This window comes from Pseudomonas sichuanensis (genome assembly GCF_024749065.1).
Taxonomy (GTDB): domain Bacteria; phylum Pseudomonadota; class Gammaproteobacteria; order Pseudomonadales; family Pseudomonadaceae; genus Aquipseudomonas; species Aquipseudomonas sichuanensis.
Genome location: NZ_CP087185.1, coordinates 2,135,539 through 2,160,159, shown reverse-complemented (window position 1 = coordinate 2,160,159; position 24,621 = coordinate 2,135,539). Strand labels below are relative to the sequence as shown.

20 protein-coding genes and 1 tRNA gene are annotated in these 24,621 nt (G+C 64.7%); 9 read left to right on the top strand and 12 right to left on the bottom strand.

Going from position 1 to position 24,621, the window contains the following annotated elements; genetic code table 11:
• The first annotated feature begins 4 nt into the window (after positions 1-4).
• Positions 5-454: a response regulator gene (locus LOY51_RS10090; protein WP_258646014.1), complete on the top strand. Its 450-nt coding sequence runs from the start codon at positions 5-7 to the stop codon at positions 452-454.
• A gap of 10 nt (positions 455-464) precedes the next feature.
• Positions 465-2,873, top strand: a complete 2,409-nt coding sequence (locus LOY51_RS10085; RefSeq protein WP_125858152.1) for a PAS domain-containing hybrid sensor histidine kinase/response regulator — start codon at positions 465-467, stop codon at positions 2,871-2,873.
• Positions 2,874-2,908: 35 nt separating this feature from the next.
• Here LOY51_RS10085 and LOY51_RS10080 read toward each other — a convergent pair.
• Positions 2,909-2,983 (bottom strand) — tRNA-Gln (locus LOY51_RS10080).
• A 490-nt stretch (positions 2,984-3,473) separates the two neighbouring features.
• Here LOY51_RS10080 and LOY51_RS10075 point away from each other — a divergent pair.
• Positions 3,474-4,685 carry an NHL repeat-containing protein gene (locus LOY51_RS10075; protein WP_125858151.1) on the top strand — a complete coding sequence of 404 codons (1,212 nt, stop codon included), beginning with the start codon at positions 3,474-3,476 and terminating at the stop codon, positions 4,683-4,685.
• Between the two features lie 182 nt (positions 4,686-4,867).
• Positions 4,868-5,953, top strand: a complete 1,086-nt coding sequence (gene zapE / locus LOY51_RS10070; RefSeq protein WP_125858150.1) for a cell division protein ZapE — start codon at positions 4,868-4,870, stop codon at positions 5,951-5,953.
• Positions 5,954-6,038: 85 nt separating this feature from the next.
• Here zapE and LOY51_RS10065 read toward each other — a convergent pair whose 3' ends face one another.
• From LOY51_RS10065 to LOY51_RS10055, 3 genes are all read right to left on the bottom strand, one after another.
• On the bottom strand, positions 6,039-7,928 hold the full coding sequence (locus LOY51_RS10065) for a propionyl-CoA synthetase (protein WP_125858149.1): 1,890 nt from the start codon (positions 7,926-7,928) through the stop codon (positions 6,039-6,041).
• 137 nt (positions 7,929-8,065) lie between these two features.
• Positions 8,066-9,475 (bottom strand): amino acid permease, encoded by a 1,410-nt coding sequence (locus LOY51_RS10060; RefSeq protein ID WP_258646011.1) that lies wholly within the window; start codon positions 9,473-9,475, stop codon positions 8,066-8,068.
• 134 nt (positions 9,476-9,609) lie between these two features.
• Complete coding sequence (locus LOY51_RS10055; RefSeq protein WP_258646009.1) at positions 9,610-10,644, bottom strand: histone deacetylase family protein; 1,035 nt, start codon at positions 10,642-10,644, stop codon at positions 9,610-9,612.
• Positions 10,645-10,765: 121 nt separating this feature from the next.
• Here LOY51_RS10055 and LOY51_RS10050 point away from each other — a divergent pair, with 121 nt between their 5' ends.
• Together LOY51_RS10050 and LOY51_RS10045 are read left to right on the top strand one after the other, a co-directional pair.
• On the top strand, positions 10,766-11,257 hold the full coding sequence (locus LOY51_RS10050; protein ID WP_125858146.1) for an Lrp/AsnC family transcriptional regulator: 492 nt from the start codon (positions 10,766-10,768) through the stop codon (positions 11,255-11,257).
• Positions 11,258-11,338: 81 nt separating this feature from the next.
• Positions 11,339-12,205, top strand: a complete 867-nt coding sequence (locus LOY51_RS10045; RefSeq protein WP_258646004.1) for a LysR family transcriptional regulator — start codon at positions 11,339-11,341, stop codon at positions 12,203-12,205.
• Here LOY51_RS10045 and LOY51_RS10040 read toward each other — a convergent pair.
• From LOY51_RS10040 to LOY51_RS10020, 5 genes are all read right to left on the bottom strand, one after another.
• Positions 12,179-13,336 (bottom strand): HPP family protein, encoded by a 1,158-nt coding sequence (locus tag LOY51_RS10040; protein WP_258646003.1) that lies wholly within the window; start codon positions 13,334-13,336, stop codon positions 12,179-12,181. The genes LOY51_RS10045 and LOY51_RS10040 overlap by 27 nt on opposite strands.
• 272 nt (positions 13,337-13,608) lie before the next feature.
• Positions 13,609-14,928 carry a sensor histidine kinase gene (locus tag LOY51_RS10035; protein WP_258646002.1) on the bottom strand — a complete coding sequence of 440 codons (1,320 nt, stop codon included), beginning with the start codon at positions 14,926-14,928 and terminating at the stop codon, positions 13,609-13,611.
• Positions 14,925-15,593, bottom strand: a complete 669-nt coding sequence (locus LOY51_RS10030; protein WP_125463500.1) for a response regulator transcription factor — start codon at positions 15,591-15,593, stop codon at positions 14,925-14,927. The genes LOY51_RS10035 and LOY51_RS10030 overlap by 4 nt, the downstream gene beginning before the upstream one ends.
• Entirely contained in the window at positions 15,594-15,908 is a 315-nt protein-coding gene (locus LOY51_RS10025) for a PepSY domain-containing protein (protein ID WP_125463499.1), read from the bottom strand. It abuts the gene before it with no gap.
• Positions 15,908-16,216 (bottom strand): PepSY domain-containing protein, encoded by a 309-nt coding sequence (locus tag LOY51_RS10020; RefSeq protein WP_110994219.1) that lies wholly within the window; start codon positions 16,214-16,216, stop codon positions 15,908-15,910. The genes LOY51_RS10025 and LOY51_RS10020 overlap by 1 nt, the downstream gene beginning before the upstream one ends.
• Positions 16,217-16,448: 232 nt before the next feature.
• Between LOY51_RS10020 and LOY51_RS10015 the strand changes: the two genes are divergently transcribed.
• Both LOY51_RS10015 and queD read left to right on the top strand, forming a co-directional pair.
• Entirely contained in the window at positions 16,449-17,528 is a 1,080-nt protein-coding gene (locus LOY51_RS10015) for a patatin-like phospholipase domain-containing protein (protein ID WP_258646000.1), read from the top strand.
• 53 nt (positions 17,529-17,581) lie between these two features.
• A complete protein-coding gene (gene queD / locus LOY51_RS10010) occupies positions 17,582-17,938 on the top strand; it encodes a 6-carboxytetrahydropterin synthase QueD (RefSeq protein ID WP_125463497.1) in 357 nt (118 codons plus the stop codon).
• A 129-nt stretch (positions 17,939-18,067) separates the two neighbouring features.
• On the opposite strand, the gene LOY51_RS10005 is transcribed toward queD, so the two are convergent.
• Positions 18,068-18,547 carry a DUF1289 domain-containing protein gene (locus tag LOY51_RS10005; RefSeq protein WP_125463496.1) on the bottom strand — a complete coding sequence of 160 codons (480 nt, stop codon included), beginning with the start codon at positions 18,545-18,547 and terminating at the stop codon, positions 18,068-18,070.
• Positions 18,548-18,953: 406 nt separating this feature from the next.
• Here LOY51_RS10005 and acnB point away from each other — a divergent pair, with 406 nt between their 5' ends.
• Positions 18,954-21,563 (top strand): bifunctional aconitate hydratase 2/2-methylisocitrate dehydratase, encoded by a 2,610-nt coding sequence (acnB, locus tag LOY51_RS10000; RefSeq protein WP_125466170.1) that lies wholly within the window; start codon positions 18,954-18,956, stop codon positions 21,561-21,563.
• 173 nt (positions 21,564-21,736) lie between these two features.
• Here the strand turns inward: acnB and prpD are convergent, their stop codons facing one another.
• Together prpD and prpF are read right to left on the bottom strand one after the other, a co-directional pair.
• Positions 21,737-23,221 (bottom strand): 2-methylcitrate dehydratase, encoded by a 1,485-nt coding sequence (prpD, locus tag LOY51_RS09995; protein WP_125463495.1) that lies wholly within the window; start codon positions 23,219-23,221, stop codon positions 21,737-21,739.
• Between the two features lie 149 nt (positions 23,222-23,370).
• Positions 23,371-24,561 carry a 2-methylaconitate cis-trans isomerase PrpF gene (gene prpF / locus LOY51_RS09990; protein ID WP_258645999.1) on the bottom strand — a complete coding sequence of 397 codons (1,191 nt, stop codon included), beginning with the start codon at positions 24,559-24,561 and terminating at the stop codon, positions 23,371-23,373.
• Between the last annotated feature and the right edge of the window lie 60 nt (positions 24,562-24,621).

Genomic DNA, 24,621 nt, shown 5'->3' with positions numbered 1-24,621 from the left:
GATCATGCTCAAGCCCATCCTGCTGGTCGAAGACAACCCCAGGGACCTGGAGCTGACCCTGCTGGCACTGGAGCGCAGCCAGCTGGCCAACGAGGTGATCGTGCTGCGCGACGGTGCCGATGCCTTGGACTACCTGTTGCGGCGCAACACTTACGCCGGGCGTGCCGAGGGCAACCCGGCCGCGATGCTGCTCGACCTCAAACTGCCCAAGGTCGATGGCCTGCAGGTGCTGGCGCAGGTGCGCGCCCACCCACTGTTGCGCAGCATTGCGATCGTCATGCTGACCTCGTCCCAGGAGCAGCCCGATCTGCAGCGCGCCCATGAACTGGGCGTCAGCGCTTATCTGGTCAAGCCCGTGGAGTTCAAGGACTTCGTCAGCGCGATCGCCGGCCTCGAGGTGTTCCGGGCACTGCTCGACGAACCCGCGCCCGGCGCGAAGCACCTGGACCACTGAGGCCGGCACGATGCAACAAACACCGTTGAAACTGCTGATGGTCGAAGACAGCAGCATGGATGCCGAGCTGATCCTGATACGCCTGGAGCGCAGCGGGCTGCAGGTGCAGCCAACGCAGGTGTTCGAGCATGTCGGTGCCGAGCAGGCTCTGCGTGAGGGCCGCTTCGACCTGATCCTCTGCGACTGCGTGCTGCCGGGTTCGTCCGGCGCCGACGTGCTGGCCACGGCCCAGCGCCTGGCACCGGACGTACCGTTCATCTTCCTGTCCGGAATCTACGGCGAAGAACACGCGGTAGAGATGATCCGCCTGGGCGCCACCGACTATGTGCTGAAAAAGAACCTGACACTGCTGCCCAAGGCCGTGCGCCGGGCCTTGGGCGAAGTGCAGGAGCGTCAGCGCCGGCGCCAGGCCGAACAAGCCCTGGCGGATGTCGAGGCGCGCGCGCGTATCGCCATCGATGCCGCTGGCATGGGTACCTGGGACTATCACCCGCAAGATGGCCTGATGCGCTGGGATGAACGCTGCAAGTTGCTGTTCGGCCTGCCGCTCGACGCCACAATGAGCCTTGACCTGTTCTATGCCGGCATTTACCCCGATGACCTGCCGCGGGTGCGTGAGGCGGTCGAGCAAGCCATGCACCCGGACAGTGATGGCAGCTACCGGGTGGAGTTCCGCATTGCCCAGGCCGGCAGCCCGGAGCCACGCTGGCTGCTGTCCAGCGGCCAGACCCAGTTCAGCGAGGGCCGCTGCGTGCGGTTTTCCGGGGTGCTGCAGGACATCCACAGCCAGCGCCAGGCCACCCGTGCCCTGGAGCAACTCAATGAAATGCTCGGTGAGCGCGTCGAGCGCCGCACCCGCGAACGCGACCGCGCCTGGGAGCTGTCCCAGGACTTGCTGGCGGTACTGAACAAGGACCTCACCCCCGTGGCGCTGAATCCGGCCTGGGAGGCCTGCCTGGGCTTCAGCCGTGAACGCCTGGGGCAGATCTCGCTGCTGCAGTTGCTGCCCGAGGATGATCAGGACGCCTTGCTCACGCAGCTCGCCGCCTTGTCGCTCGGCCACAGCAGCGCACGTTTCATCGGCCGCATTCTGCACGCCAGCGGCCAGCAGCGCTGGCTGTCCTGGGTGGTGGTGGCGGACGACACGCTGTTGCACGTGGTAGCCCGCGACATCAGCAGCGAGCGCGAAGCCGCCCTGGACCTGGCCAAGGCCAACGAACGCCTGCGTGAGCAAATCGCCGAGCGTGAGCGCGTCGAAGCCGCGCTGCAACAGATGCAACGGCTGGAGGCGGTTGGCCAGCTCACCGCCGGGGTGGCCCACGACTTCAACAACCTGCTGACGGTGATTCTCACGGGCGCCAGTTTCCTCCAGAACGAGCTGGACAACGGCCGGTTGGACAAGGCCGCCAAGCGCCTGCAGAACATTCGCGAGGCCGGCGAGCGCGGCGCCAAGCTGACCGCGCAACTGCTGGCCTTCTCGCGCAAGCAGCGCCTGGAGCCCGTGCCGTTGAACCTCAACCGGACCCTGTCCGGACTCGAGGAGTTGCTGCGGCGCACCCTGGGCGGCAGCGTCTCGGTACGCCTGGAGCTGGACACCCAGCTGTGGCAAGCGCTGACCGACCCGACCCAGACCGAGATGACCATCCTCAACCTGGCGATCAACGCCCGCGATGCCATGCCCGGCGGCGGCCAACTGACCCTGGCCACCCGCAACACCCGTATCAGCGCCTCGCCGCGCAACCCGCAAGACCCAGAGCCCGGTGAGTACGTGATGCTGAGCATTCGCGACACCGGTTGCGGCATGAGCGAAGAGGTCGCGGCCAAGGTGTTCGAGCCATTCTTTACCACCAAGGGCGTCGGCAAGGGCTCGGGGCTGGGCCTGGCCCAGGTGTTTGGCTTCGCCAAGCAATCCGGAGGCGGCGTGAGCCTGCAGACTACACCCGGGCGCGGCACTCAGGTCAGCGTGTACCTGCCCGCCGTCCGGGCACAGGCCAGCGCCACGCTACCAGCCCCGCCCAGGGTTGGCAGCCAGCTGGCCGACGGCGGCAACCACCACATCCTGCTGGTGGATGACGACCATCTGGTACGTGAACTGATCGGCGACCTGTTGCGCCGCCTGGGCTACCAGGTACGCGAGGCGCACAGCGGCGAACAGGCCCTGGCCCAGCTCGACGAACGCACCGACCTGCTGCTCACCGACTTCGCCATGCCCGAATTCAATGGCGCGCAACTGGCCCTGGCGGCCCGCGAGCATTTCCCGCAACTGCCGGTGGTGTTCCTCACCGGCTACGCCGAGCTGGACAACATGGAGCTGCCGAACAGCCTGTTGATCCAGAAACCGGTGCACGAGCACGTGCTGGCCCTGGCACTGGCCGAGCTGCTGAAAAACCGGGGAACAGAAACGAAAAAATCGCCCTGAGGCGATGGCGAGATACTGCTTAGAGATAGAGAAAATGGCAGGGGCGGCTGGATTCGAACCAACGCATGGCAGGATCAAAACCTGCTGCCTTACCGCTTGGCGACGCCCCTGTATCGGATATGACAAGTGACTGATGCACTGTCGATCTGATCATTCACCGTTCAGATTGTTTCTGTTCGGGAATGGCCGGCACTTTACCAGCGAAGTTTTCGGTTGGGAAGCTTTTTTTGAAAAAAATCTCTGGAAAACAGCAGGTTACTCAAGCTCACCGATTTGTCACTGGTTTGCACGTAGGCGCGGGATGGCTCGCGAGGTGGCGCAAAGCGGCTGTCCGTCGTTTTTCTCCCGCCTCGCTTCAGCACAACATGATCGAGCGACAACTGGAGCGCAAAGGTTGAAAGCATGGACTGTCCGCCCTGGGCGCTCTTGTCGTGATCGGTCTACAGCGCGGCCACTGGCCTGATGTTGGGGATGCAATGCATGGCGTGCATGGGCACACGTATAGCACCCAGAATTTGCCTGGCAACTGATAACTTTGCCAGGTGACGGTTTTGCATAGCTGCCGCTAACTGTGCACTCACTTAGCAGGAGCACCCAGAGATGGCTACCGACAAACAAGCGTGGACTCGCATCGACCTGCCACTTCCACCGGATCAACCCAATGAGATCATCAGCCGGCCTCCTTACTTTGTGGGCGGTTTTTTCTATAGTTCGATCGCAGCCGTGGACGATACGGGACAACATTCTATGGTCATCACCAAGCACACCCCCGCCGGTCACATCGTTACCGGATTTGGCCTGCAAGGGACCGTCCGTATCACCATGCCAGGCGAACGAGGTGACTGGCTATGCTTCGTCGAAAACGGTGATGTCCTAACTTGTGGGGTTGCACTTCGCACCAATGAACACTTTGCCATTTTCCAACTGGACAAAGGCACGGGCGTGCAGGACGTAAATTTTGGTCACCGTGGTTTCAAGCTCAGCGCTTACCCTGAAGAGCCAGGTCTCCCGAGCATTGCACAGCACAATGACAGCGCTGCAGGATATGCCGGTAGCGTACCCCAGTTCCCCGATGGCAAGTTGCGTCAAGCAGTAAACTCCGGCCTTGCTCAGTTCGATCTGGATGGCAACCTTGACACTACGTTCAACGAAGTAGGCATGCGCAGATTCTTCGTAAAGGACGGTCGTTTGCTGTCGACACTCTCAGTGGTCGCTCGGTTTAATAGCGCCGAACATACTGGTTTCTATTACTGTGGAATGTACCGCTACCTTGGCGACGATGTGCAAGGGTGGGTTGGCGCGACGGACAAAAACGGTAATGTGATTTCCGATTTTGGTGATCAGGGTGTATGGATGGCAACGCGCCTGCCGGGCCATCCCGACAAGGCTCATATCGTCGTCCACTCCGCAGTTCAGGCCCACGATGCAATCTACATCGTAGGAAGTATTGCAGACAGCGGGTTCTTGCTCCGTCTGAACCTGAACGGCACCGTCGATCAAACGTTCAACGGCGGTAATGCGAGACTGTTCGACCATTCTGAGTTTGACCGTGCGGTCGCGTTCGCAGTCACGCCCGACAACCAAGGAGTGCTGGTAGGTGTTCAGCATTCGTCTCCTGTACAAGATGCACCCACCGTCATCATTCGATTGGATGCGAACGGACAGATTGATACCGCATTTGGAAGCGGCGGCAGCTTGCTGACTCCCCCCATGCCCAACTGCAAGACGCTGTTGACACTGGATTACAACATGCAGCCCGTCATCGAACTGAGAGGCCGTGGGTTGATTGCCCGTCACCCTCACACATCATAGTGTCATTGGCATCTGCCTGAGTTCGAACAGTTTCTCCGGTTTCTACTCAGGCAGCTTTACAACGTTCACATTACGCCAGATGCTCTTCTCCAACAGGGTGCAAATTCATCATCGCGATTGTCTGTTATCCCCGCTCTCGTGCAAGCTGCTTGCCGATCTTCACTCCCCAAGGAACTTGACCATTGCCCAGCTGGCTTCCCACACCCATGCGGCAGCTGAACCAGTACCTGCGCGCCGCCAAGCGTCAGTCCAGCGCATTGATGACCCACTTTCAGGACAAGGCCGCCGAGCGCGGCTACACCCTGAGCGACGGCCAGTGCCGGGTGATCGAGGCCATGGCCACGCAGTTGACGGCCCAGGGCGACGGACAGCCGCGCAGCCTGTACCTGCATGGCTCGGTTGGCCGCGGCAAGAGCTGGCTGCTCGACAATTTCTTCGCGGCGGTGCCGGTGGCGCAGAAGCGGCGCCTGCACTTTCACGACTTCTTCGCCCGCCTGCACCAGGGCATGCACCGCCATCGGGCACTGGACGATGCCATGGGGGCGACCCTCGACGAATTGCTGGGTGACGTGCAGGTACTGTGCTTCGATGAATTCCACGTGCACGACATCGGCGACGCCATGCTGCTGACCCGGCTGTTCAACGCCCTGTTCGAACGCGGCATCTTCCTGCTGGTGACCTCCAACTACGCGCCCGAGGGGCTGCTGCCCAACCCGCTGTACCACGAACGCTTCCTGCCGGTGATTCGCCTGATCAATAGCCGCATGCAGGTGCTGGAAGTGGGTGGCAATACCGATTTTCGCAGCCTGCCGGCCAACCGCGAGCATCAGTGCTTCACCCAGGGGCGTTACGTCTGGCCAGGGAATGCGGAGCAACGTCTGGGCCTAGACCTGCCCGCCCGGCAGCCGACCACGCTGCAGGTCAACAACCGGCCATTGCGTGCGCTGGCGGTGGATGGCCGGCGGGTGATGTTCAGCTTCAACGGGTTGTGCGAGCAGCCCACCGCAGTGATCGACTACCTGGCGCTGGCCGAGCAGTACGATCAATGGATCATCGACGGCCTGGACGACCTGGCCGAATGCTCGCTGGCGGCGCAGCAACGCTTCGTCAACCTGGTGGATGTGCTGTATGACCAGGACCGCCAACTGACGGTGATCGGCCAGCGGGCCTTGCAGGAAAGCCTGGGTGGCGCGATTGCCGACCTGATGCGTACTCGCAGCCGGCTGGGGCAGTTGCATCAGGTGGGGCCGCCAGACAGCGCATCCTGAAACGGCGTCATCGCTGGCAAGCCAGCTCCCACAAAATCAGGCAATTGCACGCCACAGTGTGGGAGCCGGCTTGCCGGCGATGGCGTCACCCCGCCCTTGGCAAATCCGCCAATACCCCCTCGATCTCCCCCAGCACCGCCGGATCATCCAGGGTCGAAGGCGGCACATAGTCCTGCCCATCGGCAATCTTGCGCAGCACCGCACGCAGGATCTTGCCCGAGCGGGTCTTGGGCAGGCGCTTGACCAGGCGCACCCGGTTGAAACAGGCCAGCGCACCGATATGCTCGCGCACACTGGCCACCAGTTCGCCCTGCAACTGCAGCTCGCCGATGCCCTGCCCGTCCTTGAGCACCACCAGCGCCAGCGGTACCTGGCCCTTGATCTCGTCGTGCACACCGATCACGGCGCATTCGGCCACCGCCGGGTGGCGGGCCACTAGGTCCTCCATCTCGCCGGTCGACAGGCGATGGCCCGAGACGTTAATCACATCGTCGGTGCGGCCCATGATGTAGACGAAACCGTCGTCATCCAGGTAGCCACCGTCACCGGTGTGGTAATACCCCGGGTAGTTGTGCAAGTAGGCCTGCAGGTAGCGCTCGTGGTCGCCCCACAGCGTCTGGCTGCAGCCAGGCGGCAATGGCAAGGCGATGACGATGGCGCCCTGCTGGTTCGGCCCCAGTAGCTTGCCGTCGTCGTCCAGCACCTGCACGTGGTAACCCGGCACCGCGCGGTTGCTCGAGCCTGGCCGGGCCGCACTGCCCTCAAGGCCCACGCAGGGGGCGGTGACCGGCCAACCGGTCTCGGTCTGCCACCAGTGGTCATGCACCGGTTTGCCACTGACCCGCTCCAGCCATTCATGGGTGCTGGAATCGAGCTTTTCGCCCGCCAGGAACAGTTGCCGCAACGAGCCCAGGTCGTGACGGCGGATCAGCTCGCCCTCCGGATCCTCCTTGCGAATCGCGCGCATGGCGGTAGGTGCGCAGAACAGTGCATTGACCTTGTACTGCTCGACGATGCGCCAGTATGCCGAGGCATCGGGCGTGCGGATCGGCTTGCCCTCGTAGAACACCGTGGTGCAGCCACTCATCAAGGGCCCGTAGACGATCAGCGAATGGCCAACCACCCACCCCACATCGGAAATCCCCCACCACACATCGCCCGCCTGCATGCCATAGATGTGGCGCATGGCGTAGCACAGGGCCACGGCGTTGCCGCCGTTTTCCCGGACGATGCCCTTGGGTTTGCCGGTGGTGCCGGAGGTATACATGATGTACAGCGGATCGCCTGCGTCCAGCTCGACCGGGGCCACCGGCTCTGCGCCGGCCAGCGCTTGCTGCCAGTCCAGGTCGCGCCCTGGCTGCAGCTCGGCACGCGCCTGCTGGCGCTGCAGCACCAGCACCTGCTTGGGCTGGTGCTTGGCCAGTTGCAGGGCACGGTCGACCAGCGGCTTGTATTCGATCACCCGGTCGAACTCCAGCCCGCAGGAAGCGGTGAGCAACAGCACCGGCCGGGCATCATCGATACGCAGCGCCAGTTCGTTGGCGGCAAAGCCGCCGAACACCACCGAATGCACCGCGCCAATGCGTGCGCAGGCGAGCATGGCCATGGCCGCCTGCGGCACCATCGGCATGTAGATGATCACCCCGTCGCCCTTACCCACCCCAAGCGTGCGCAGCAGGCCGGCCAGGCGCGCCACTTCGTCGCGCAGTTGCAGGTAGGTGTAGGTCTGCTGCACGCCGGTCACCGGCGAGTCGTAGATCAGCGCCAACTGCTCGCCCCGGCCCAGCTCGATCTGATGGTCGAGGGCCAGATGGCAGCTGTTCAGGCGGCCGTCGGCGAACCAGCGGTGGGTACCGTCGGGGTTCTGCTGCAGGGTCAGGGTTGGCTTGCGCTGCCAGGCCAGCTGGTCGGCCTGGGCCTGCCAGAAGGCCGCGGGGTCGGCGATGGAGTGGGCGTAACTGTGCTGATAGGTCATTGGTTCGCAACCCGGTACTTGTTGTTATTGAAGGGCGAACCTTGAGTATGGACCGGCGCCACGTGCCCGCCACCGGACTAAAGTCGCAACCCTTATGCAGATTTGCAGCAGGCTACGCCGGCACGTGGCGCCAGGGTTCAGAGGGTTGACTGGGCGGCTGGCAGGCCCTGCCCGCGCCCGGCCAGGCGCCGGTAGGCGATGGCCAGGCCGGCGAACCACAGCGGCATCGCGTACAGCGCCATGCGGGTGTCCGGCTGCAGTGCCAGCAGCACCAGCACGAACAGCAAAAACGCCAGGCTCAGCCAGGCCATCGGCACCCCGCCGGGCAGGCGGAAGCTGGCCCGGGCGTGGCGCTCGGGGTGGCGCCGGCGGTAGCCCAGGTAGGCCACCAGGATGGTCGACCAGGTGTAGATCACCAGCACCGCCGACAGGCTCGACACCAGGGTGAACACCGTCATCACCTCGGGGAAGATGAACAGCAGCAGCACCCCCAGCAGCATCAACAGGCACGAGAAGCCCAGGCTGGCCAGCGGCACGCTGTTGCCCGACAGGCGCCGAAACACACCGGGCGCCTGGCTGCGTTCGGCCAGGCCGAACAGCATGCGGCTGGTGGAAAACACGCCGCTGTTGGCCGACGAGGCGGCCGAGGTCAGCACCACGAAATTGACGATGCCCGCCGCCGCCGGGAAGCCGGCCAGCAGGAACAGCTCGACGAACGGGCTGCGGTTGGGCGCGACCTTGGCCCACGAGGTCACGGCAATGATGCAGGCCAGGGCCACCACATAGAACAGGATGATGCGCACCGGGATCGCGTTGATCGCCTTGGGCAGGCTGCGCCGCGGGTCGCGGGTTTCGGCGGCGGTGGTGCCGATCAGCTCCGTGCCGGCGAACGAGAAGATGGCGATCTGGAAGCCCGCGAAGAAGCCACTGAGCCCATGGGGAAACGCCGCTTCCGGCTGCACCAGGTGCGACAGCGAAGCGGTCACCCCGGTGGGCGACACGAACGCCGTGGCAATCAGCACCAGGCTCACGGCGATCAGTGCCAGCACGGCAATGATCTTGATGATCGCGAACCAGAACTCGACCTCGCCGAAGGCTTTCACCGTCAGCACATTGAGGGTGAACAGGGTGACCAGCATCGCCAGTGCAGGCGCCCAGGCCGGCGCCCCGGGGAACCAGTACTGGAAGAAGCCACCGACCACCACCGCATCGCCGACCACTGCCACGCTCCAGCTGAGCCAGTACGACCAGCCGAGGAAAAACGCCGCGCGCGGGCCGATGTAGGCGCCGGCGAAGTCGGCGAACGACTTGAAGTTGAGGTCTGACAGCAGCAGCTCGCCCATGGCGCGCATGACGAAGAACAGGAAGAAACCGATGATCATGTAGACCAGCAGGATCGAGGTGCCGGACAAGGCGATGACCTTGCCCGAACCCATGAACAGGCCGGTGCCGATAGCGCCACCGAGGGCGATCAGCTGGATATGGCGGTTGCTCAGGGTGCGTTGCAGGTGGCGGCCGCTTGGGGCTGCCGAGGAATCAGGCTGCATGGGGAAACCTCTGGGTTTGTTGTTGGTGTTTTCGAGGCAGGATTTTTTGTGTCTTCAACGCCCTCATCGCGGGGCAAGCCCGCTCCCACGTTCACACCGTGGGAGCGGGCTTGCCCCGCGATGGGGCCTTTGGATCAGCCGCGGGCTTCTTCGAACCCGATCAGCACGTTCACCGCATTGATGCCGATCTCATCGACCATGTAGCCGCCCTCCATGACGAACAGGGTCGGCACGCCCACGGCGGCGATCATCCGGCCCATGGCCAGGTAGTCCGGGCTGTCGAGCTGGAAGTGGCTGATCGGGTCGTCCTTGAAGGTGTCCACGCCCAGCGATACCACCAGCACCTCAGGCGCATGGCGGCGCAGGCGCGCACAGGCCTGCTCCAGGGCCTGCTGGTAAGCCGCCCAGCGCGTGCCCTTGGGCAGCGGCAGATTGAGGTTGAAGCCCTCGCCCGCGCCGGCGCCAAGCTCGTCGGCGTAGCCGCTGAAGTAGGGGTAGGAGTCCGCCGGCTCGCCGTGCAGCGAGACGAACAGCACGTCCGGGCGGTCGTAGAAGATGGTCTGGGTGCCGTTGCCGTGGTGGAAGTCGACGTCCAGTACCGCCACCTTGGCCGCCCCACGGGTCAAGGCATGCTCGGCGGCAATGGCGGCGTTGTTCAGGTAGCAGTAACCGCCCATGTACTCGCGGGCGGCGTGATGCCCCGGCGGGCGGCACAGGGCGAAGGCGGCCTGCTGGCCCTGGTCGAGCAGTTCAAGCCCCGTCAGGGCCAGGTCGGCGCTGGTCTTCACCGCCTGCCAGGTGGTGGCGGTGATCGGCGCGCCGGCGTCCATGGCGAAGAAGCCGAGCTGGCCATCGATATGCCGAGGCACCCGCTCGCCGGCCAGGTCGCGTACCGGCCACACCAATGGCAACGCGTCGTGGCTGCGGCCCAGGGCGGTCCACTGCTGCCAGGCCGTTTCCAGGAAGTGCACGTAACGCTCGCTGTGGGCCTTGACGTAGCAGGCGCGGTCGAACGCCTGTGGCGAGACGATATCGCCCAGGCCGACCGTGCGCACCCGGTCGTACACGGTGTCGGCGCGGCTGGGTTGTTCGAACGATGGCTTGAGCACGCCATCCTTGAGTTCGGTGCCATGGTGCAGGCGGTGGTTGGCGCTGAAGACGGTCAACATGCTGGCGAAGCCTGTGTGGTGGTTGATTGACCACTAGGCTATTGCGTCATCGCTGGGTGTTCTTTGCTTTATCGACTCGTAATGCTAGCTTTTCGAGTCTGTTATTTCAGGACTGGCACCCATGGCGAAAAAATTATCCAAGCACGTGGCCCTCGACGATACCGACCGTGCCCTGCTCGCCCTGTTGCAGGCCGACGCCAGCCTGTCCAACGCCGAGCTGAGCGAGCGCCTGTCGCTCAGCGTCACGCCCTGCTGGCGCAGGCGCCGACGCCTGGAAGAAGAAGGCGTGATCCGCGACTACCAGGCCAACCTCGACCGCCGCCTGCTGGGCCTGGAGATCCTTGCCTTCGTCCAGGTACGTTTCGCCAGCCACGGCGACAAGGCGCCGGACGACTTCGAGGCGGTGGTGCGCGCGCTGCCCGAGGTGGTCGCCTGCCACAAGATCACTGGTGATGCCGATTACCTGCTGCAAGTGCTGGCCGAGGACCTGGACAGCTACAGTGAATTCATCGAACAGGTGCTGCGCCGGCAGTTGGGGATCGCCTCTATCCAGTCGAGCCTGGCGCTGCGCGAGGTGAAGGCCAGCACGCGGGTGGCGATTCCCGAAGGCTGATGTTACTCGCCGGGCCCTATAACGCCCTATTTCGGTGCAAAGCCTCTAGACTAGGCGCCCTTTCCGCCACAGAGCAGCAACATGGACATCGATCAGGCCCGAACCTTCCTGGAAATCGTGCGTTGCGGCAGCCTGGTCGCCGCCGCCGAGCGCCTGTTCGTTTCGCAGACGGCCATCACCGCGCGCGTGCAACGGCTGGAACGGCTACTGGGCTGCCAGTTGTTCGTGCGCAGCCGCAACGGCGCCAGCCTGACCAGTGACGGCGAGGCCTTCGTCAGCTATGCCAACCAGCTGGTGCAGACCTGGGAAGCCGCGCGCCGCGACCTGCCGCTGCCCCAGGGCTGCCAGCAGGTGCTGCATGTGGGCGGCGAGGTGAGCCTGGGCAACCCGATGATGCTCGACTGGGTCAGCGCGCTGCACCGCGAACTGCAAGGCCACGCAATCCGCAGCGAAGTCAGCGACGGTGAGTCGCTGTTGCGCAAGGTGGAGATGGGCCTGCTGGACGCCGCGCTGGTGTACCAGCCGACCTACGGCCCAGGCCTGCAGGTGGAGCAGTTGATGGAGGAGAAACTGATCCGCGTACGCCGGGTGGACCGGCCCGAGCCGTACATCTACATCGACTGGGGCGAGGCCTTCCGCCGCCAGCACGACGCCGCCCTGCCCGAGCTGTCACGCCCGGCGCTGAGCTTCAACCTTGGGCCGCTGGCCCTGCAGTTCATCCTCGACCAGGGCGGCAGCGGCTACTTCCGCACCCGGGTGGTGCAGGCCTACCTGCAAAGCGGGGTGTTCGAGCGGGTGCCCGAAGCGCCGGAGTTCACCTACCCGACCTTCCTGGTGTACGCCCGCGAACGCGACAGCGAGGCCCTGCAGCAGTCCTTCGCGGTGTTGCGCCGGCTGGTGGCCGCCGGCGAAAGCGACTGGTCACAGCGCTGGGACCCGCTGATCTGAGCCCTGGGCGGCCGCCGTCAGCAGGTGCCGCTTGAGGCCGGCGATCAGGTCGGTCTGGGTGATGACCCCCACCAGGCTGTCGCCGTCGAGCACCGGCAGGCAGTGCAGGCCCTGCTCGCCGAGCAGTGGTAACAGGCGCTCCAACGGGTGCTGACTGCTCACACTGACCACTCGCCGGCTCATTACCTGCTCCAGGCGCACCGTGTTGCGGCGGAACATGCGACGCCAACTGAAACGCCCGCGCGCCATGGCCGGGCCGACCAGGTCGCTGAGGCTGACGATGCCCACCAGGCGGCCGTTGTCCAGCACCGGCAAGGTTTTCAGGTGGTGGCTGGCGAGCATCTTCCAGGCCTGTTCGAGGCTGGTGCGCGGCGTGGCCGACTGCACATCGCGGGACATCACCGAGCCTGCGGTGACACCGCCAAGGCTGCGTTGCAAGGCATGCTGCTCGGTGGCCAGGATGATCCGCTCCAGCTCGTCGCGGGTCACGTCGACGAACTCGCCGATGCCTTCCAGGGCCTGGTCCAGGTCGTCGGCGTTGATGCCTACGCGCGCGCTGGGCAGCGGGTCATGGGTGTGGTGCAGGTCTTTGCGCGGCGCGGCGCCCTTGGGGTATCGCACGCCGGTGAGGCGGTTGTAGAGCACCGCGACAGCGACCAGGACCAGCGCATTGAGCAGCACCGGTTCGAGCAGGTGGTCGCCCATCGCCACCAGCCCCGGGTCGGCCAGCACGGCACTGACTGCCACGCCGCCACCCGGCGGGTGCAGGCAGCGCAGCAGGCACATCACCAGGGTGGCAACCGCCAGCGCGGCTGCCGCCACCCACAACCCGTCGCCGAAGCCGTGGCGCATGGCCAGGCCCACGGCGCCGGCCAGCGCGTAGCTGCCCAGCACTGGCCACGGCTGGGCCAGCGGTCCGGAATGCACGGCGAACACCAGCACCGCCGAGGCCGCCAACGGGCCAAGCAGGTGCAAGGCAATCGACGGACCGTAGGCCAGGCTGCACAGGTAGCCGGCGAGGAACAGGCCGAGCAGCGCGCCAAGGCCTGCGCGCAGCCATTCTTTGGGGGGGATGTTCAGGGGCGCCGGGAGCAGGCGCCGCAGACGGGTTTCGGGGCGAGAGGCAGGCATCGAAGTAGTGGCGTCGTGTTTTTTTGATTGGAAAAGAAAGCCCAGCGCAAACGCACCTGGGCCCGGTATTGCAAAGGCAATAACGCAAGGGGCTCCGTCCGTGGAGAGATGGAAACCGGAGGGTTTCGTGGGGGGATTGTGCCGGGAGGGCAGGTAAGCCTGCCAATTCAAAAAACTGCGGCTGTACTGCAATTTTTTTGCAGGGTTGATCTGGTCCTCATCGCGGGGCAAGCCCGCTCCCACGCCTATCGCGGGACACCCCGCGATGGCGATCAACGACTTTTGCGCGGCAACTCGATACTCACCCGCAACCCGCCCTGCGGGCTTTGCAGCAAGGCGATGCGCCCGCCCCAGGCGTCGACGATATCGCGCACGATACCCAGCCCCAGGCCGTGCCCATCGACCTGCTCGTCCAACCGCGAGCCGCGCTCGAGCACTTGCAGGCGCTGCGACTCGGGAATGCCGGGGCCATCGTCGTCGACCCACAACTGATAACCCTCTTCGGTCGCCGCCATGCCCACGCGCACCTCGCTGTCAGCCCATTTGCAGGCGTTGTCCAGCAAGTTGCCGAGCAGCTCAAGCAGGTCTTCGCGATCCCACGGCAACAACAGCCCGGGCGGTACGTCGCGTTCCAGCAACAGCCCTTCGCCATGGATCATCGCCAAGGTAGCCAGCAACCCCGGCAGCTCGGCATCGCAGTCGAACTGCGCGCCGGGCAGCGCATCCCCGGCCAGGCGCGCACGGTTGAGCTCCCGGGCCAGGCGCTGCTGGATCTGCTGCAGTTGCTCGCGCATCTGCGCGCGCACCTCGGGCAGTGCCTGCAGGCGCTCGCTGGCGGCCAGGCTGAGCAGCACCGCCAGCGGCGTCTTCAGCGCATGCCCCAGGTTGCCCAGGGCATTGCGCGAGCGGCGCAGGCTGTCTTCGGTGTGATTGAGCAGGTGGTTGATCTGATCCACCAAGGGCTGCAATTCGCTGGGCACCTGGGCATCCAGCTGCGAGCGCTGGCCCTGCTGCAACTGGGCGATCTGCTGGCGGGCGCGCTCCAGCGGACGCAGCGAGCGGGTCACGGTGATGCGCTGCAACACCAGCACCAGCAACAACGCCACCAGGCCCATGCCCAGGCCGATCTGCTGCATGCGGCGAAAACCCTCGCGCACTGGCGAATAGTCCTGGGCCACACTGATCGAGATGTCCTGGCCCAGGCGCCGGTAGTCGCCGCGATAGGCCAGCAGTTGCTGGCCCTCGGGGCCCAGTTCATGGCCGTCGTCCAGCCCGGGCCTGGCCGGCTTGGGCATGTCCAGGTCCCAGAGCGAGCGCGAGCGCCAGGTGCCCTGGTCGAAATCGATACGGAAGTAGTAGCCCGAGAAGGGGCGCTGGTAGGCCGCCGATATGCGCCGCTCGTCCAGTTGCAGGCCGGACGGCCCACGCACCAGCGCCACCAGCAGGTTCTCGCTTTCTTTGCGCAGGCCGGTTTCCAGATAACGCTGCAGGCCGGCCTCGAACAGCCACAGCGTGAGTTGCGCAAACGCCAGGCCCACCACCACCAGCACCGCCACCAGCCCCAGGCTCAAGCGCCCCTGGATCGACTTCACGCGCCACTCCCGGCGTACACATAACCCTGGCCGCGGCGGGTCTCGATCACGCTGCGCCCGAGCTTGCGGCGCAAGTGGTTGACGTGCACTTCAAGGACGTTGGAGTCACGCTCGGTCTCGCCATCGTAGAGGTGCTCGGCCAGGTGGCTCTTGGACAGCACCTGGCCCGGGTGCAGCATGAAATAGCGCAGCAGGCGGAACTCGGCGGCGGTCAGCTGGACGTCGACACCTTCGCGGCTGACGCACTGGCGCGATTCATCCAGGTGCAGGCCGGCGGCTTCCAGCTTCGGCTGGTTGGCCAGGCCCTTGGCGCGGCGCAGCAGCGCCTGGATGCGCAGTTGCAGCTCCTCGGGATGGAAGGGTTTGCTCAGATAGTCGTCGGCACCGGCCTTGAGGCCTTCGATTCGCTCGGCCCAGGAGCCGCGCGCCGTGAGGATCAGCACCGGGGTGGCGAGGTTGGCCCCGCGCCATTGCGCCAGCACGTCAAGCCCAGGCAACCCCGGCAAGCCGAGGTCAAGGATGATCAGGTCGTAGGGCTCGCTCTGACCCTGGTACACCGCGTCGCGGCCATCGGCCAGCCAGTCCACCGCATAACCCTGGCGCTGCAGGGCGGCAATCAGTTCATCGGCCAGGGGCACGTTGTCTTCGACCAGCAACAGGCGCATTCAGTCATCTTCCTCGTCTTTGAGCAGCTCGCCGGAGCGGGCATCGAGCTTGATCTCGCGCACCACGCCCTGGGGGGTCAGCAACTCGACTTCGTATTCGTAGCGGCCGTGCTTCTCTTCCAGCTCCGCCTCCAGCAGACGCGCCCCGGGGTAACGCCCCAGGGCGGTCTCGAGCAATCGCTCGAAAGGCAGGATGATGCCCTGCTGGCGCAGCGCCAGGGCCTCGTCCTGATCCAGGTCGCGGGCGGCGGCCAGCGAGCACATGCCGAGCAAGGCCAGGGCCAGGCAGCGCGCCGCCTGCGGTAATGCGTTCATCAATTGTCCCGCGCGTCCTTCAGCACTTCACCGGTCTTGGCGTCCAGGTCGACGTCCCATTCGACGTTCTGCGCATCACGCAGTTCGACCTTGTAGATGTAGCGGCCGTATTCGTCTTCGAGCTCGGAGTCGGTGACGGTGGCGCCGGGGTGCTTGGCCACGGCGGCGGCCTTGAGTTCGTCCAGCGACTTGATGGTCTTGGCGTTCACCAGCTTGACCACTTCATCGGGCTGCACGTCCTTGGCGAAGGCGGCGTTGGCACCCAATGCAAGGGCGGCGGCGGTGAACAGGGCAGTCAGGGTTTTCATGGGGGTCTCTCCTTGGGATGAGCAAGTTGTCTACGCAAACAAGACTAACCGGGGGTCCTTAATCCAACCTGAAAACAGCTGGCCGCATGATAGCGCAGATGGGAAGGCAGCCTGTACCGGCCCCATCGCGGGCAAGCCCGCTCCCACGTCACTGCGCGTGGGAGCGGGCTTGCCCCGCGATGGGGCCATCTGCCTTTATACTGCCTGGCCTGCGCTACCCAAAGGGCCCACCATGACCGCCATCCACATCAAGTACCCCGCCCTGACCTTCAAGGCCGGCCAACGCGCCCTGCGGCAGATCCGCGAACGCGGCCTGCAGGCGGCCGATGTCGGTGTGCTGCCCGGCGCCGCCGGCGGGCCCAAGCCTTTGGGCATCCAGGGCCTGGACCTGGCGCTGTTCGGTGAATGGCTACCTACCGCCCCGCGCCAGCGCGCACTGATCGGTGCCTCGATCGGTTCCTGGCGCTTCGCCAGCGCCTGCCTCGACGACCCGGTGGCCGGCATCCGCCGCCTGGGCGAGCTGTACACCGAGCAGGACTTCGCCAAAGGCGTCACCCCCAGGCAGATCAGCCAGAGCAGCCAGCGCATGCTCGACGACCTGCTGCTGGGCCGCGACGAGCAGATTCTCGGCAACCCGCACTACCGCCTGAACATCCTGGTGGTGAAGAGCCACGGCCAACTCGCCCACGACCACCGTGGCCGCCTGGGCCTGGGGTTGTCTTCGGTGATCGCCAGCAACCTGCTGGGGCGCGCACGCCTGGGCCGGCATTTCGAACGAGTGATTCTGCACGACCAGCGCGCCGCGCCACCGCTGGACGCACTCACCGACTTCCCTTCGCGCTGCCTGCCGCTGAACCTGGCCAACTTGCGCCAGGCCCTGCTCGCCTCGGGCTCGATCCCCATGGTCATGGAGGGCGTGCGCGACATCCCCGGTGCCGGCACCGGCACCTACCGCGACGGCGGCCTGCTCGACTATCACCTGGACCTGCCCTACCAGGGCGACGACCTGGTGCTCTACCCGCACTTCACCGACAAGGTGGTGCCCGGCTGGTTCGACAAGGCCCTGCCGTGGCGCAAGGGTGACGCCACGCGCCTGCAGAACGTGCTGCTGATAACCCCGTCGCCGCAGTACCTGGCCGCCCTGCCCTACGGCAAGCTGCCCGACCGCAACGACTTCAAGCGCTTCATGGGTGATGCGCCGACGCGCAAGCGTTACTGGTACACCGCCATCGCCGAAAGCCAGCGGCTGGGGGATGAGCTGCTGGAGCTGATCGCCACCGGGCAGTTGCAGGATCGGTTGCAAGCCTTGTAGCGGGCATGCTGGTAGACTGCGCCCATCATTGATACACACAGAGTCCTGACATCTTGGAAATCTTCAAGGAATTTACTTTCGAATCGGCCCACCGCCTGCCCAACGTTCCCGCCGGGCACAAATGCGGCCGCCTGCATGGCCACTCGTTCAAGGTCGGCCTGCACCTGACCGGCCCGCTCGACCCGCACACCGGCTGGATCCGCGATTTTTCCGAGATCAAGGCGATCTTCAAGCCGATCTACGAACAGTTGGACCACAACTACCTGAACGACATTCCCGGCCTGGAAAACCCCACCAGCGAAGTGCTCGCCAAGTGGATCTGGGAGCAGGTCAAGCCACTGCTGCCGGAGTTGTCGAAAGTGCGTATTCACGAGACCTGCACCAGCGGCTGCGAGTACACCGGCGACTGATCCGCAATCTTCACCAGCCCCTTCGCGGGTAAACCCGCTCCCACAGGTTCGACACAGATTTCAAAGACTGTGGTGCATCTGTGGGAGCGGGTTTACCCGCGAAGAGGCCAGCAGCATCACCCGAGAGCTTTAGCCCTGACCGCGATCCAGGGCATCACGCAGAAAACTCGGCGCGATGTAGCGCTGGTAATGCGCCTCGGACAGCAAGAAGAACTCGCGATCGATGGCATCGCGCAGTTGCGGCAAGTCCCAATCGCGGAACTCCGGCAACAACACCATTCCATACGCCTCGAGATCGCGGATCATCCGCGCGCCCCGGGCGATCAGCTGGTAAGCCCAGCAATATTCCGACTGCTGCACGACAAAGCGGATCGAGCGCTGCTCCAGTTGCTGGCGCAGCAGGCCTTTGTCGAACACTTCCAGCTTGGCCATCATCACCTGCACCAGCAGTTGCTCCAGGCGCAGCCACACGGCGCGTTTCTGCTCGTCGTCGTAGCCGTTCCAGTGGATCACTTCGTGGTGGAAACGCTTGCAGCCACGGCATACCAGATCTCCATACACCGTGGAGCAGAGGCCGACGCAAGGGGTCTTGATGGACTGGTTGGTCATTGGAAAACAACAGCTTGAGGGCGGAACACCGGCTCATGTTAGCCCTTTGTCTAACCAGGGTCACTGGTTAAAGTCATCTTTGCCGCCTTACCTTCGGGCATTTTTTGCCGTAGAATCACTCCGCCTTTTCAAGGCAACAATGTCCGTTGGAAGCTGTTTTCAAAGCGTCACGAGCACAGTTGATCCGGTAGAACGGCGTTGGCCCGGGCCATGCACCCCTCGCATGCCCGTGCCAGCCCTCATCAGCCTCCCGTTCTACAGGCGTAAAACTTTGAAAGCAGCTTCTGTAAGGATTCTTTGCGACCCTGGCGGTGCGACTCAAAAAGTCGGCGCTGCGCATGGGTGCATTGAATGCTGGATGAGCGTCCCGGACTCCCTTTAGGGACCACTGATGAGGGTAATAACTGTGCTTGAAGCCTACCGCAAACACATCGAAGAGCGTGCCGCTCTGGGTATCGTGCCCCAGCCGCTGAACGCCGAACAAACCGCAGGCCTGGTCGAGCTGCTGAAAAACCCGCCGGCCGGCGAAGAAGCCTTCCTCGTAGACCTGATCACCAACCGCGTTCCGCCAGGGGTGGACGAAGCCGCCTACGTCAAGGCCGCTTTCCTCTCCGCCATCGCCAAGGGCGAAGCCAAGTCGCCACTGCTCGACCGCAAGCGCGCTGTCGAGCTGCTGGGCACCATGCAGGGCGGCTACAACATCGAAACGCTGGTAGCGCTGCTGGATGACGCCGAACTGGGCGCCGTCGCGGCCGAACAGCTCAAGCACACCCTGCTGATGTTCGACGCCTTCCACGACGTGGCCGAAAAAGCCAAGGCGGGCAACGTCCACGCCAAGGCCGTGCTGGAATCCTGGGCTGCCGGCGAGTGGTTCACCTCGCGTCCGGCCATCGCCGACAAGTACACCCTGACCGTGTTCAAGGTGCCTGGCGAAACCAACACCGATGACCTGTCCCCTGCCCCGGACGCCTGGTCGCGCCCTGACATCCCGCTGCACGCCCTGGCCATGCTGAAGATGGCCCGCGACGGCATCGAGCCCAAGCAGCCTGGTTCGGTCGGCCCGCTGGCCCAGATCGAAGCGGTCAAGGCCAAAGGCCACCCGGTTGCCTACGTCGGTGACGTGGTCGGTACCGGTTCCTCGCGTAAATCCGCCACCAACTCGGTGCTGTGGTTCTTCGGCGACGACATCCCGTACGTTCCGAACAAGCGCGCTGGCGGCTTCTGCTTCGGCACCAAGATCGCCCCGATCTTCTACAACACCATGGAAGACGCCGGCGCCCTGCCGATCGAATTCGACTGCACCAACCTGGCCATGGGCGACGTCATCGACGTCTACCCGTTCAAGGGCGAAGTGCGCCGCAACGGCAGCGACGAGCTGGTCACCAGCTTCGAGCTGAAAACCGAAGTGCTGCTCGATGAAGTCCGCGCTGGCGGCCGTATCCCGCTGATCGTCGGCCGTGGCCTGACCGAGAAAGCCCGCGCCGAACTGGGCCTGGGTGCTTCCGACCTGTTCAAGAAGCCAGAGCAACCTGCCGCTTCGACCAAGGGCTTCACCCTGGCGCAGAAGATGGTCGGCCGTGCCTGCGGTCTGCCGGAAGGCCAGGGCGTGCGCCCAGGTGCCTACTGCGAGCCGAAGATGACCACCGTCGGTTCCCAGGACACCACTGGCCCGATGACCCGCGACGAGCTGAAAGACCTGGCGTGCCTGGGCTTCTCCGCCGACCTGGTCATGCAGTCGTTCTGCCACACCGCTGCGTATCCGAAGCCGATCGACGTCACCACCCACCACACCCTGCCAGACTTCATCCGCACCCGTGGCGGCGTGTCGCTGCGCCCAGGCGACGGCATCATCCACAGCTGGCTGAACCGCATGCTGATGCCTGACACCGTCGGCACCGGTGGCGACTCGCACACCCGCTTCCCGATCGGCATCTCGTTCCCGGCCGGTTCCGGCCTGGTGGCCTTCGCCGCCGCCACCGGCGTCATGCCGCTGGACATGCCAGAGTCGATCCTGGTGCGCTTCAAGGGCAAGCTGCAGCCTGGCATCACCCTGCGTGACCTGGTCCATGCCATCCCTTACTACGCCATCCAGAAAGGCCTGCTGACCGTCGAGAAGAAGGGCAAGAAAAACGCCTTCTCCGGCCGCATCCTGGAAATCGAAGGCCTGGACGAACTGACCGTCGAGCAAGCGTTCGAACTGTCCGACGCCTCGGCCGAGCGTTCCGCTGCCGGCTGCACCATCAAGCTGCCAGAGAAGGCCGTTGCCGAGTACCTGCAGTCCAACATCACCCTGCTGCGCTGGATGATCGGCGAAGGCTACGGCGATGCCCGCACCCTGGAGCGTCGCGCCCAGGCCATGGAAGCCTGGCTGGCCAAGCCTGAGCTGCTGTCGGCTGACAAAGACGCAGAGTACGCCGAGATCATCGAGATCGACCTGGCCGACGTCAAAGAGCCTGTGCTCTGCGCGCCGAACGACCCGGACGATGCCCGCCTGCTGTCTTCGGTACAGGGCGAGAAGATCGACGAAGTGTTCATCGGTTCGTGCATGACCAACATCGGTCACTTCCGCGCTGCCGGCAAGCTGCTGGACAAGGTCAAGGGCGGTATCCCTACCCGTCTGTGGCTGGCTCCGCCAACCAAGATGGACGCTCACCAGCTGACCGAAGAAGGCTACTACGGCATCTACGGCAAGGCCGGTGCGCGCATGGAAATGCCAGGCTGCTCGCTGTGCATGGGTAACCAGGCACGTGTGCAGACCGGTTCGACCGTGGTCTCCACCTCGACCCGCAACTTCCCGAACCGTCTGGGCGACGCCACCAACGTGTACCTGGCATCGGCCGAGCTGGCTGCTGTCGCTTCGATCATCGGCAAGCTGCCGACCGTCGAAGAGTACATGCAGTACGCCAAGGACATCGACAGCATGGCTGCCGACGTCTACCGCTACCTGAGCTTCGACCAGATCGCCGAGTTCCGCGAAGCGGCCGCCAACGCCAAGATCCCGGTGGTTCAGGCGTAAGCAGCTGCAAGTGGTAAGTTACAAGCGGTAAGAAGAAGCCCCGGCAGCGATGCCGGGGCTTTTTTGTTGGAGCAACTGCCCTCATCGCGGGGCAAGCCCGCTCCCACGATGCCAACGCCAGCGCATTGACGTGGGAGCGGGCTTGCCCCGCGATGAGGCCAGTACAGGCAACATCAAATCACGAACAGATCGACAAACCTGTGCACGGGCATGGCCTCCAGCCTCACCTGGTCCTTGCACAACGCCACAATCTCCTCACAGCGCTGACGCACGAACCGCGTCGCCAGGTTGGCCCTGAACTTGGCCTCCAGCAACGGCAACCCCTCCTCCCGCCGGCGCCGATGGCCGATCGGGTACTCCACCACCACCTGCTCGGTGTGGGTGCCGTCCTTGAAGAACACCTGCACGGCATTGGCGATCGAGCGCTTGTCCGCCTCCAGGTACTCGCGGCTGAAACGCGGCTCCTCGACCACCTCCATCTTCTCGCGCAAGCGGTCGATGCTCGGGTGGGCGGCGTGGAAGCTGTCTTCATAGTGCTCGGCCACCAGGTCGCCGAAGATCAGCGGCACAGCGGTCATGTATTGCAGGCAATGGTCACGATCGGCGGCGTTGGCCAGCGGGCCTTCCTTGGAAATGATGCGGATCGCCGACTCGTTGGTGGCGATGACGATGCGGTCGACTTCGTGCAGGCGGTTGCGCACCTGCCGATGCAGCATCACCGCCGCCTCGCAGGCAGTCTGGGCATGGAACTCGGCGGGGAAGCTGACCTTGAACAGGATATTTTCCATGACGTAACTGCCAAAGGGCTGCGGCAGGCGCAATTCGCGCTGGGCCTCTTGCTTGAGGGCCAGGTCCTTGTTGCTGTGGCTGAACGAAACATCATAAAAGCCCCACTGCGCAGCACTGAGCACACCGGGAATGCCCATTTCACCGCGCAGGGCGATATCGGCCAGTCGCACGCCCCGACTGGAGGCATCCCCCGCCGCCCACGACTTGCGCGAGCCGGCGTTAGGCGCATGGCGGTAAGTGCGCAGGGCCTGACCATCGACGAAGGCATGGGACAAGGCCGACAGCAGTTGATCGCGGTTGGCGCCCATCAGCTTGGCGCACACTGCCGTCGAGGCGACCTTGACCAGCAGCACATGATCCAGGCCGACCCGGTTGAAGGCGTTTTCCAGCGCCAGCACGCCCTGGATCTCGTGGGCCATGACCATGGCCTCGAGTACCTCGCGCATGGTCAGCGGTGCTTCGCCACCGGCCACGCGCTTCTGCGACAGATGATCGGTGACCGCGAGAATGCCGCCCAGGTTGTCCGAGGGATGGGCCCATTCGGCGGCCAGCCAGGTGTCGTTGTAGTCCAGCCAGCGGACAATGCAGCCAATGTCCCAGGCGGCTTTGACCGGGTCGAGGCGGTAGGCGGTGCCGGGCACGCGGGCGCCATTGGGCACCACCGTGCCTTCGACCAGCGGGCCGAGCAGCTTGGTGCATTCGGGGAAACGCAGCGCCAGCAGGCCGCAGCCAAGGGTGTCCATCAGGCAGTGGCGGGCGGTATCCAGGGCTTCGGGGGATTCGACGCGGTAACCGAGCACGTAGTCGGCGAGGGTCTGCAGGACCTGGTCGTAGTCGGGGCGGGTGTTCAGATCAGCGTTGGCGCTCATTTGCGGCTCCTTTGGAACTGGGGCTGCTTTGCAGCCCATCGCCGGCAAGCCGGCTCCCACAAGGAGAATTCAGTCTCTGTGGGAGCCGGCTTGCCGGCGATGGGCCGCAACGCGGCCCCGCTCAACGAAAGCCGAGCGCCATTGGTGCGTTAGAAGCTGTCGCCAGGCACGCGCACCCAGCCCTCCATCAGCACCCGAGCACTGCGGCTCATGATTGCTTTGGTCACGGTCCATTGCCCGTCCACCTGGCGGGCTTGTGCTCCCACGCGCAATGTCCCGGACGGATGACCGAAGCGCACCGCACTTCGTTCGCCACCGCCTGCGGCAAGGTTGACCAGGGTCCCGGGGATCGCCGCTGCCGTGCCAATGGCAACCGCCGCGGTGCCCATCATGGCGTGGTGCAACTTGCCCATGGACAGGGCGCGCACCAGCAAATCGACATCGCCCGCATTGACCACTTTGCCGCTGGAAGCAGTGTAGGTGGTTGGCGGCGCGACGAACGCGACCTTGGGGGTGTGCTGACGCCCGGCAGCCTGGTCGATATGCTCGATCAGCCCCATGCGCACCGCGCCGTGGGCGCGAATGGTCTCGAACCGCGCCAGTGCAGCGACGTCACCGTTGATCGCGTCCTGAAGTTCGGTGCCGGTGTAATCGAGGTCGGCGGCATTGATGAAGATGGTCGGGATGCCGGCGTTGATCAGGGTTGCCTTGAAGGTGCCGACACCCGGTACTTCAAGGTCGTCGACCAGATTGCCGGTGGGGAACATCGCCCCGCCGTCACCGTCCTCGTCGGCGGCCGGGTCGAGGAACTCCAGCTGCACCTCGGCGGCCGGGAAGGTCACGCCGTCGAGTTCGAAATCGCCGGTTTCCTGTACCTCACCCTCGGTGATCGGCACATGGGCGATGATGGTCTTGCCGATGTTGGCCTGCCAGATGCGCACGGTGGCGACACCGTTGCGTGGCACCCGCGCGGGGTCGACCAGGCCGCCGCTGATGGCGAACGAACCGACCGCAGCCGAGAGGTTGCCGCAGTTGCCGCTCCAGTCGACGAAGGCCTTGTCGATCGACACCTGGCCGAACAGGTAGTCGACATCATGGCCGGGCTTGATGCTTTTCGACAGGATCACGCTCTTGCTGGTGCTGGACGTCGCGCCGCCCATGCCGTCGATCTGCTTGCCGTAGGGGTCGGGGCTGCCGATCACCCGCAGCAGCAGGGCATCGCGGGCGGGGCCTGGGATCTGCGCCTGTTCGGGCAGGTCCTGCAGGCGGAAGAACACGCCTTTGCTGGTGCCGCCACGGATGTAGGTGGCGGGGATTCTGATTTGCGGTACATGTGTCATGGTCAATTCCTGTCTTGCACGACACCCTGTGGGAGCGGGTTTACCCGCGAAGGCGTTTGA